This window comes from Clostridium sp., assembly GCF_021443865.1.
GTDB lineage: Bacteria > Bacillota > Clostridia > Clostridiales > Clostridiaceae > Clostridium.
Genome location: NZ_JABUTB010000135.1, coordinates 1 through 4,052 on the forward strand (window position 1 = coordinate 1; position 4,052 = coordinate 4,052).

General features: G+C 27.5%; 5 protein-coding genes. 1 reads left to right on the forward strand and 4 read right to left on the reverse strand.

Features of this window, described 5'->3' with window-relative positions:
* Positions 1-408: GerW family sporulation protein (ytfJ, locus tag HUJ77_RS14855; RefSeq protein WP_291709968.1), on the forward strand; the 408-nt coding region annotated here is incomplete at its 5' end.
* A gap of 48 nt (positions 409-456) precedes the next feature.
* On the opposite strand, the gene scpB is transcribed toward ytfJ, so the two are convergent.
* From scpB to HUJ77_RS14875, 4 genes are all read right to left on the reverse strand, one after another.
* Positions 457-1,065: an SMC-Scp complex subunit ScpB gene (gene scpB, locus HUJ77_RS14860; RefSeq protein WP_291709970.1), complete on the reverse strand. Its 609-nt coding sequence runs from the start codon at positions 1,063-1,065 to the stop codon at positions 457-459.
* Positions 1,058-1,804: a segregation/condensation protein A gene (locus HUJ77_RS14865; RefSeq protein WP_291709972.1), complete on the reverse strand. Its 747-nt coding sequence runs from the start codon at positions 1,802-1,804 to the stop codon at positions 1,058-1,060. Before HUJ77_RS14865 ends, scpB begins: the two co-directional genes overlap by 8 nt.
* A 108-nt stretch (positions 1,805-1,912) precedes the next feature.
* A complete protein-coding gene (locus HUJ77_RS14870) occupies positions 1,913-3,133 on the reverse strand; it encodes a D-alanyl-D-alanine carboxypeptidase family protein (RefSeq protein WP_291709974.1) in 1,221 nt (406 codons plus the stop codon).
* A 90-nt stretch (positions 3,134-3,223) separates the two neighbouring features.
* A partial coding sequence (locus HUJ77_RS14875; RefSeq protein ID WP_291709976.1) for a thymidine phosphorylase occupies positions 3,224-4,052 on the reverse strand: 829 nt, incomplete at its 5' end.

Genomic DNA, 4,052 nt, shown 5'->3' on the forward strand with positions numbered 1-4,052 from the left:
CTACGTGATATGATAGATGTTAATACTGTAATTGGTGATGCAGTAGAAACAAAAGATGGAAGCTATATAATTCCAATATCAAAAGTAACTTTTGGATTTGTTTCTGGTGGAAGTGAATTTGGAAATGTATGTATTGGTCCTGGAGATAATATGTCAAGTCATCCATTTGGTGGTGGCTCTGGTGCTGGAATCACCGTTAAACCAGTAGCATTTTTAGTTTTAAGAAAAGATGTTGTAAGAATATTACCTGTAGAACAAAATAATACATATGATAGAGTTATAGATTCTATACCTCAAATTGTAGATACTATAAAAGGCTTTTTTACCGAAGATAAGTGTAATAAAAATAAAAGTGAAGAAGAACCCCCTATAGATAATTGTGATTCTTCTTCAAATAACTTGTATTAATATATATAAGATATATATAAGATATATTTTAGGAATATAAAATATATCTTATATCTCTTTTATAATTTCACTCATATTTTCTATAATTTCATCATCTTTATTTTCATATAAATCTAATGAAGGTAATTCATTTAATTCCTTTAATCCAAATTGTCTTAAAAATTCATCAGTTGTTCCAAATATAATTGGTCTTCCTGGAACTTCTAATCTACCAACTTCTTTAATTAAATCTTTTTCTAAAAGTCTATGTAATGCACTTTCAGATTTAACCCCTCTTATTTCATCTATATCAATTCTTGTTATTGGTTGCTTATATGCTATTATAGCTAAACTTTCTAAGGAGGCTTGAGATAAGGATTGTCTCTTATTTTTTCTTAATAGCTTTTGTATATGATCACTATTTTCAGCCTTAGTTACTAATTGGAATTCTCCATTTATAGAAATTAATTTAATTCCTCTTTTTTCTTCTTCATATTCATTTTGCATTTCATCTAATATTCCTTTAATTACCTTAGGTGAAACCTCTAATGTGTTACATAAATCCCTTATTGTTAAGGGCTCACCACTAACAAATAAAAGTGATTCAATTGAAGATTTCAACATAGGCTTTGATGAGATTTCTTCAAACTCGTATTGTGCTGCTTCTATATTACTCATTTCCTATTCTCCTTTCCATTAAGATGTCTTCAAAATTGTTGTCTTGGTATACTTTAACCATCCTAATCTTTATTAACTCCAATAATGCTAAGAAGGTTACAACTGCTTCTAGTTTGCATTCACTTTCTTTTATAAGTTCTCTAAACTTTACTATCTTATTGTTATTAAATTTTATCATTAAATCCTTCATTTTATCTTCAATTTTATATTTATCAACATATATTTTTCTTTGAATTACATTTTCTTTATTTTGCTTCTTAAGATAATTTTCAATTAAATTATTATACATATTATATAAATCTAGTAAAGTTATATTTTTAAAGATATCTTCATCTTTATTTGTAATATTTACTTCTTTTATAATTTCAGGCTTTTTAGTATATATCTCTCCTGAACTAACAAATTTATCTCTTAAGAATAAGGCTGCTCCTTTTATTTTTTTATATTCTATAAGCCTATTCATAAGATTTTTTTCTATATCCTCTTCATTTTCTTCTTCATTTTTTATAACCGGTAAAAGTTTTTTAGATTTAATTTCAATCAATGTTGCCGCTACCACTATAAATTCTGATGTTATATCAAGATCCATAGTCTTCATATCATCTAAATATCTTAAATATTGATTTGTTATCTTATATATCTCAATATTATATATGTCCATTTCATTTTTTTTAATTAAATGTAGCAACAAATCAAAGGGTCCTTCAAAATTTGCTACTTTAATTTTTGGCATTTCCATATTATTCATCCGCCTTTAATAATGTATTTCCTTAGAATATAATATCAAGTTTATTTATAAAGAACAACCTTTTTAAACCAAGAAAAAAGGATTCCCTAAAGAATCCTTTTATATACCTTTTCTAAACATATTTTTCATATTAAATTTGAAGTTTTCAAATATACCACCTAGTTTAACATCTCTATCAGAATATAAATCTACTTCTCCGATTTTATTTTCTCCAGAGTATGCTTCACATTTTCCTACTATTTCGCCTTCTTTATATTCTTTTTTCAGATTATCCATTACTATCTTTTTGGTTATTTCATTTTTATCACCTTTTTCAATAATAGCAATTAAATCATCTTTAGATTTTGCAATAAAGAATTTATCTGTATTTTTGCTTAAATATATATTTTCAACATCTTCATCCTTTACTAATATTTTTTTACCTTCAAATTTAGAGAAGCCATAATTTAAAAGCATTCCAGCATCTCTATTCCTTATTTTATAGGTTGGTGCCCCCATAATTACTGAAAGCATTCTAACACCATTTCTTGTTGCAGTAGTAGAAATACAATACTTAGCTTCTGAAGTGTATCCAGTTTTTAATCCATCACATCCTTCAAAAAATCTTACTAACTTATTATGGTTAACTAATTCTATTGGAGATAGTCTTCCTTCTGAAATTGTTTCCATATAAGTTCCTGTATATTTTAATATTGTTGGATGTTTAAGAAGCTCTAATGACATAAGGGAAATATCTCTTGCAGTAGATAAGTGTCCCTCCTTTGGTAATCCATTGCAGTTTTTAAAAGTAGTATTTTTCATACCAAGCTCTTCGGCTCTTTTGTTCATTAATTCTACAAAAGCATCTTCTGTTCCTGCTAAATATTCTGCTAAAGCAACTGCAGCATCATTACCAGATGCAATAGCGACACCCTTTAATAATTCTTCAACAGTTCTTATTTCTCCAGTGTCTAGAAGCATAGTGCTTCCCCCCATTTTTTTAGCATTTTCGCTACAGGTTACCTTATCACTTAAAGAAATTTTACCACTATCTATTGCTTCCATAGTCAATAACATTGTCATTATTTTTGTTACTGATGCTGGTGCAAATTTTTCATCTGGATTTTTTTCATACAATATTTTGCCAGAAATAGGCTCAATTAATAATGCAGATTTTGCATCTACATTTATACCTTCTTCACTAAAGGTTTGAGTATCCCATTCCTCATATGTTTCAATTTCATCTCCACCTGATTTAACTAAGGCATTAACTGGTATACTATTTAAAATAAATAAGCTTAAAGAAAGTACAATAATTTTTTTCAATTTGTTTTTATACATTTTATTTCCTCCTTTCAAGCTTATTATTACCAATAAAAATAAAAATATGATAAAAAGAATAAATCTTCTTATCATATTTTTAAATTCCTATTATTCTACTATTCCATATATTAAAGGTAGGTTTTCTGTACTTTTTTCACTTATTACTATATTATTTAAAATATTATTCCTAGTCTTTTCTATATTATTTTTATCATTACTATGAATATAGGCTAATATATCTCCTTCTTTAACTGTATCTTCTCTTTTTTTATTTAGAACTATTCCAACAGAAAGATCTATTTCACTTTCTTTTGTTTCTCTACCAGCCCCTAATTCCATAGCAATTAATCCAAATGCTTCAGCATTAATTTTTGTTATTACTCCACTATTATTAGCTCTTACTTCTTCAATATATTTAGCTTTTGGTAATTTTTCAGTGTCATCAACAATGGATGGGTCTCCCCCTTGAGCCTTTATGAATTCTTTTAATTTTTCTATTCCTTTTCCATTATTTATATTTTCTAATAATAAAGCCTTACCTTCTTCAAAAGTCTTTGCTTTATTACCACAAATAAGCATATAACTTCCTAAAGTTAATGTTAATTCTAATAAATCCTTTGGTCCATTTCCTTTTAATAATTCAATTGCTTCCTTTACCTCTAGAGCATTTCCAATAGCATATCCTAAAGGTTGATCCATATCAGATATAACCCCTATAGTTTTTCTACCAACTGATGTTCCAATGTCCACCATTTCTCTTGCAAGAGCTTTGGCATCTTCAGGAGTTTTCATAAATGCTCCATCTCCAACCTTCACATCTAAAACTATGGCATCAGCACCTGATGCTATTTTCTTGCTCATAATGCTTGAAGCTATTAAAGACATATTATCTACAGTTGCAGTAACATCTCTTAAAGCATATAATTTTTTATCCGCA

Coding starts and splice junctions, on each gene's coding strand:
- scpB (WP_291709970.1), bottom strand. CDS start 1,065: ATGAGTAATATAGAAGCAGCACAATACGAGTTTGAAGAAATCTCATCA.
- HUJ77_RS14865 (WP_291709972.1), bottom strand. CDS start 1,804: ATGGAAATGCCAAAAATTAAAGTAGCAAATTTTGAAGGACCCTTTGAT.
- HUJ77_RS14870 (WP_291709974.1), bottom strand. CDS start 3,133: ATGTATAAAAACAAATTGAAAAAAATTATTGTACTTTCTTTAAGCTTA.